Annotated in this window: 6 protein-coding genes and 1 pseudogene; 5 read left to right on the plus strand and 2 right to left on the minus strand. The window is 44.3% G+C overall.

Annotated features, from left to right (window positions below; all coding sequences use genetic code 11):
* Both sppA and QAS77_RS09990 read left to right on the plus strand, forming a co-directional pair.
* The coding region (gene sppA / locus QAS77_RS09985) for a signal peptide peptidase SppA (protein WP_305065330.1) at nucleotides 1-802 on the plus strand (802 nt) is incomplete at its 5' end.
* 26 nt (nucleotides 803-828) lie between these two features.
* The gene (locus tag QAS77_RS09990) at nucleotides 829-1,593 is read left to right on the plus strand and encodes a hypothetical protein (protein WP_305065331.1); all 765 of its coding nucleotides are present in this window, start codon (nucleotides 829-831) and stop codon (nucleotides 1,591-1,593) included.
* Between the two features lie 14 nt (nucleotides 1,594-1,607).
* Here QAS77_RS09990 and QAS77_RS09995 read toward each other — a convergent pair whose 3' ends face one another.
* Together QAS77_RS09995 and QAS77_RS10000 are read right to left on the minus strand one after the other, a co-directional pair.
* Entirely contained in the window at nucleotides 1,608-2,534 is a 927-nt protein-coding gene (locus QAS77_RS09995; protein WP_250867060.1) for a ribose 1,5-bisphosphate isomerase, read from the minus strand.
* A gap of 40 nt (nucleotides 2,535-2,574) precedes the next feature.
* Entirely contained in the window at nucleotides 2,575-2,940 is a 366-nt protein-coding gene (locus QAS77_RS10000) for a hypothetical protein (protein ID WP_305065333.1), read from the minus strand.
* 140 nt (nucleotides 2,941-3,080) lie between these two features.
* On the opposite strand from QAS77_RS10000, the gene QAS77_RS10005 reads away from it, so the two are divergent.
* From QAS77_RS10005 to QAS77_RS10015, 3 genes and pseudogenes are all read left to right on the plus strand, one after another.
* Nucleotides 3,081-4,445: an NAD-dependent succinate-semialdehyde dehydrogenase gene (locus QAS77_RS10005; protein WP_305065335.1), complete on the plus strand. Its 1,365-nt coding sequence runs from the start codon at nucleotides 3,081-3,083 to the stop codon at nucleotides 4,443-4,445.
* Between the two features lie 25 nt (nucleotides 4,446-4,470).
* A complete protein-coding gene (locus QAS77_RS10010) occupies nucleotides 4,471-5,265 on the plus strand; it encodes a class I SAM-dependent methyltransferase (protein WP_305065337.1) in 795 nt (264 codons plus the stop codon).
* Nucleotides 5,266-5,391: 126 nt separating this feature from the next.
* Nucleotides 5,392-5,579: pseudogene (locus QAS77_RS10015) on the plus strand (D-aminoacyl-tRNA deacylase); the annotation flags it as partial.

Here is a 5,579-nt window from a genome sequence, read left to right on the forward strand (position 1 = left end):
GCGGGTCGCAGTTATCTATGTGCAGGGTTTCATGCTGACAGGAAACCTCCCCTCTGGCTTTGGTTATGCTACTTCTGAAGATGTCTGTAACAGTCTGCGTAAAGCAACCGAGGACGATAGTGTAAAAGCCATTGTACTTAGGGTGAATAGCGGCGGCGGTTCTCCTGTAGCTGCAGAAGAGATCGTTACTGAGATCAAGAGGGTGCAGGACATGGGAATTCCTGTGGTTATCTCCATGGGTGATGTGGCAGCGAGTGCTGCATATTATATTTCCGCACCGGCAAATCTCATTGTCGCAAATCCTTCCACAACTACTGGAAGTATCGGAGTTATCAGTGTCTATACTAATAAGTCTGGGTACTACGACGACGAAGGCATCGAGTTCTACGTTTCCAAATCGGGTTCATTCAAGGACGTGGGTGGCGATTGGAGAGGACTTACTCCTGAAGAGAAAGAATATGTGGATAATGTTGTGCTTGACGTCTATGACCTGTTCATTACCAGTGTTGCGGAAAACCGTAATATGACAAAGGGTGAAGTGAAAGATATTGCAGATGGTCGTATCTACATTGGTAAGGAAGCACAGAAGCTCGGGCTTGTGGACGAGCTTGGTAATTTCTATGATGCCATTGATGCAGCGGCTGAACTTGGTGGTATCGAGGGTGAACCTGTGGTCTATTATATTAACAAACCATCTCTTTCAAGCATACTGTTCGGTTCGGAAGAAACGATGTCCTCACAGGCTGCAGAGCAGTTAGCGAGTTATTATACTGAAAGTCCGGTGGGATATTTGATCGAATGATGTAAGTTCATCTCTGGGGGATATGGATGTTGGAAGGTGCTCAGTTCGGAACGTTCCTTTTTGGTGCGTTTGGTGCTCTATTGCTGGTTTATATATCCAAGGATGTGGTCATTCCTGAATTCCGCCCTCTTTATGATATCTCTGATATGCAAAGAGAAGCTCGCAGACATCGTAAGCATATAGAGAAAACCGAGTCGGACATAGATTCTTTGCAGGATCGTTTGAAGGCTGCTTCGATATCTGAAGATACACAGGTCCTATCCACTGTATTGGAAAGTTATCTAAAGGAAGTAGAAGCTGAAAGGGTCCGTCTGCATGTTCTGGATAAAGAGATAAAGGATGGACAAATCCTCTCACGCGGGCTCGGGTTCTTTTTTTATATCGTTCTGGGTGGCGTTTTTGGAACTCTTCTTTCCGGTCAGGTAGATATTACGTTCGTTTCTGAGGGCGTCTCCAATTATGTGGAGTCATTTGTTATTGGTGCTACATGGACAAGTTATCTTTCTTCTATCGGTATCCGTTCTACTCAAAAGAGGGTAGGTGGGCAGGTGGACAAACTACGGGATGAGTTCTCACGTGATATGGAGCGATATAAGAAAGATCTTAAAGATCAGATATTCGAAATGGCGAACAGGGTGAATGCTGATATGGATTTGGAAAAAGAAGGCTCGAGCTATGAGCTCCTTTGGTCTGCAGTTTCAGAAAAGCTTGATGATACCGGGCTTAAGTTTGTTGATGAACTGGATGAAACAAAACGTGTTATTGATAATGATGTAAAAGGTCTCCTTTGAGACCTTTGACCCTTTCAGCCCATTTTTGTAAATTCCCATCCGAGGTGCTCTTTGATGATGGTGTAGGCCATCTGTGGCGGGAATGCACCTACCTCTGTTATTATCATGTCAATATACTCTGCAGGGGTTATGTCGAATGCAGGATTTTTGACCTTCACATTTGGCATTCCTGCAAGAACCTCGGTGTCGATGACCTCTTCCGGTGACCTTTCCTCAATATCGATAAGATCTCCATGAATGGTCTTCGGGCTGAACTTGAAAGTCTCTGCCGCGCATAAGAGGTTCTTCCTTGCTTCATTTGCGGCAAGTGCAAGCTGGGATGTACCCACTTTGTTCACAAGTGCGCCGTTGATGGTTATTGCATCCGCACCTACTATTACGGTGTCAACATCCTTCATACAATATCTTACTGCGGAATCCACGATCAGCGTGGTTGGGATGCCATGATCGTTAAGTTCCTTTATGGTAATGAGTCCCTGCCTTCTTGGTCTTGATTCGGTGGCAATGACTGATATGTCTTTACCCTGTTCAAAAGCGGTTGTTATGACCGAAAGGGCAGCATGGGAATTGCAGTGTGTCATTATGACATCGCCGTCGCGTATCCTCTTTGCACCGATCTCCCCCATCTTCTCAAGGGCCTGGCCTGCCTGTTCCAGGAACTTGTCAGCGTTACGGAGGATCTCTTCCCTTGCTTCCGAGACTTCTGTTGCAGTGTGGCGCTTTGTAAGCTGGACTGCATTCGGGAGGGATACTGCTGTGGGTCTGGTCTGGATAAGTATACTGGCAGCTTCATCGACTTTTTTATTAAAGTCCTTGATGTTCGTCACCTTTATGTTGAGCACATAATCACGAAGTGCTGCAGATGCTGCTTCAGCTATCCTTCCGGCTCCCCTTATTTCCATCGTTCGGATATTTTCCGCGGTATCAAGTAATTGCTGCATATCAATATATTTGAAGTGAATGCATTTATATGTATTCGCTTTATGCCACTTCCGATGCCTGTATACGTTTTCCGATGTAGTAGGGGATTCCCAGTAACAATGCATAGTATATCCATATCGAGAGATACGAATAGTAGTCCTTGTCGTATATCGTCAGGTACATCGCAAGGTCAAGTGCCAGATTCGTCATAAGAAATGTGATGCCAAGCAATTTTGCTTCTTCAGCTTTGTCTTTTGTATCCTTGAGATATGCCTTTGTGAAATATATTGCAAGAATGGGCAGAACAACGAATAACAGTAAAGTTATCGCAGGCATTTTTGAGATGTATTCTATTGACGGGATCGCTGAAAGCGCAGGTGTACTGAATACTATACACCCCCAGATAAAACCGATTATCCAGATCATTAATGACTATCTAGTTGCGGAAAGTGGCCTATATGGAATATTAATCAACTACGTACCTCCGCCCTCTAATCAGTAATCTCATATTTAAATGTTAGCTTCCATCCCACTTATTTAAATCAAATCAGAATTAATTACCCTCCATGAAAAAAATAACATCTATCAATCCTACAAATGGGACTGTTAATGGTGAATTCGAATTTCATTCTCTTGATAAGGTCGACCTTATCCTTAAAAGATCGAACGAAGCATTCCATTATTGGAGATCTCTGGAGGGTGCTGAAAGGGCTGTGTATCTTGAAAATGTTGCAAAGGTGCTTCGAAATGATAAACGGGAACTTGCAGAGACCATCACAATGGAGATGGGAAAGCCTATCAGACAGGCACTTGCAGAAGTTGAGAAATGTGCCGGCATGTTCGACCACTTTGCTGCTAACATCTGTTCTTTCCTTGAACCTGATATTGTGAAAGAGAGTCCTTCCGCCTTTATCTCATACGAGCCAATGGGGGCCGTGCTTGCTATCAAGCCTTGGAATTTCCCCCTCTGGCAGGTATTGAGTGCTGCTTCACATATTCTTGCAGGCGGGAACACGATGGTTCTAAAACACTCCGGTTATGTTCCGATGTGTGCTCTTAAGATCGAATCTGTTTTCGAAAAAGCCGGATTTCCAGAAGGTGTTTTCCAGACACTTCTTGTGGATGGCCCTACTGCTTCTTCGTTGATATCGAGGCCGGAAATTGCAGCGGTAACCTTTACAGGAGGGTTGCCTGCCGGTCAGAAGGTTGCTGAGGTCGCGGGTCGCAACATGAAGAAATGTGTGCTCGAACTTGGGGGTAGCGATCCTTTCATTGTTCTGGAAGACGCAGACATTGAAAAAGCTGCAAAGGCAGGGGTTGCCGGAAGGTTCCTCAATAGCGGACAGACCTGCATCTCTTCCAAACGTTTCATCATTGAAAGTTCAATAGTTGCTGAGTTCACATCTGCATTTGTGGAAAATACACGTAAGCTCAAAATAGGCGACCCCCTGGATAAGGACACTGATATTGGTCCTCTTGTACGTGAAGGGCAGGTCTCATTACTCGAAGGGCAGATAAAGAATGCCGTTTCAATGGGGGCAAAAGTGGAACTTGAAGGCGGTAGGGTTGAGGGAAATGGATATTATTTCTCTCCGGTAGTGCTGTCGAACGCATCTCTTGATATGCAGGTCATGAAGGAGGAAACGTTCGGTCCGGTTGCACCGATAATTTCAGTGGAGAATGAGTCCGAAGCTCTGGATGTTGCTAACGCTACAGAATTTGGTCTAGGTGCAAGTATCTGGAGCAGTGATAAAGAGAAAGCATCTTTACTTGCATGTCAGGTACAGTCAGGGGTAGTTGGTGTAAATGGTCTTTTCAAACCGGAAGCCGACCTGCCGTTTGGTGGAGTTAAAAAAAGCGGTATTGGGAGAGAACTCTCTCGATTTGGCTTCTATGAATTTATGAACATCAGGTCTACTGTGTTATTTTAATAAAATGCAGGTGGATATTCATTCAATGAGCATGATCCAAAAAATAGCTAACATTCCTGAAGAACTCCTTGATCAGGTCCCCAAGCGATTCGATATTGTCGGTGATATTGCGGTTGTTTCTGTTCCTGCTGAGCTGGAGCTCTACAAATTACCGGTGGCAGAACATATTGCTTCAACGAGGGGAAATATTCGCGGAGTGCTCAATAAGGTTACCAAACTGGAAGGTGAGCATCGGGTTGCCGGATTCGAGGTTTTGTTAGGGGATGTTCCAGTCACTATTCATGAGGAGTTCGGTTTCAGGTCTGGGATGGACCTGCGTGAAGTTTTCTTTAACGGAAGGCTTGCGTTCGAAAGGCAGAGGGTGTCTTCAAAAGTGAGGGCAGATGAAGATGTCATTGTTCCGTTCTGTGGTATTGGTCCTTTTGCTATACCTGCTGCTGCAAAGGGTGCAAAAGTAGTTGCAATTGAAAAGAACCCTCATGCATGTAGGTGGCTTTTTGAGAATGTGCGGTTGAACAATGTTGATGGGAACATTCATCCCATTCTGGCGGATGCATCGGATATCGGCAGTTTTCTTAAGGCTAGGTTTGATCGTGCTATTATTCCCACTCCGTATGGTATGGATGGTTTTCTTGAGAAGTTGTTACCTTTTGTGAGAAAAGGTGGGAATGTTCATTTTTATGCTTTTAAGAAACAATATCAGATAGAGGGATTGATGGGGCAGTATTCTGATATGGGGCTTGATGTTGTTGAGCATCGAAGGTGTGGGAATATTGCGCCGAGTATTAGCCGTTGGGCGTTTGACATGGTCAAGGAGTGATAATTTTTTAGAAATTTCATGTAAGCTCATTAGTTATCATTTCTTAATTTGTGACGGGTGTTCGTTCGTGAAGGCCCATCAGTGAAAAACAGTTAGTAAAATTCAATTGTTCATTGGAGTTATTTTATGACGGAAGATAATGGGGTTCAGGTTGCTGATATGGGTATTGTTATAGTTTGTTCTACTGTGGACCCGGCAAGTCAGAATATAAAAGAGCATTTGCTAAAGCTCAGAGATTGGGTTGAAGTGAGTGTGAAGGAAGGTATTTTTGATGATCTTTCGGCGGTGTATCGGAGTGGGAATTTTCATATTGT

The sequence above is a fragment of the Methanococcoides sp. genome (genome assembly GCF_030594565.1).
Taxonomy (GTDB): domain Archaea; phylum Halobacteriota; class Methanosarcinia; order Methanosarcinales; family Methanosarcinaceae; genus Methanococcoides; species Methanococcoides seepicolus.

What these genes read in the sequence shown, in the direction of transcription:
- QAS77_RS10010 (WP_305065337.1), top strand. Translation starts at nt 4,471, where the DNA reads ATGAGCATGATCCAAAAAATAGCTAACATTCCTGAAGAACTCCTTGAT.
- QAS77_RS09990 (WP_305065331.1), top strand. Translation starts at nt 829, where the DNA reads ATGTTGGAAGGTGCTCAGTTCGGAACGTTCCTTTTTGGTGCGTTTGGT.
- QAS77_RS09995 (WP_250867060.1), bottom strand. Translation starts at nt 2,534, where the DNA reads ATGCAGCAATTACTTGATACCGCGGAAAATATCCGAACGATGGAAATA.
- QAS77_RS10000 (WP_305065333.1), bottom strand. Translation starts at nt 2,940, where the DNA reads ATGATCTGGATAATCGGTTTTATCTGGGGGTGTATAGTATTCAGTACA.
- QAS77_RS10005 (WP_305065335.1), top strand. Translation starts at nt 3,081, where the DNA reads ATGAAAAAAATAACATCTATCAATCCTACAAATGGGACTGTTAATGGT.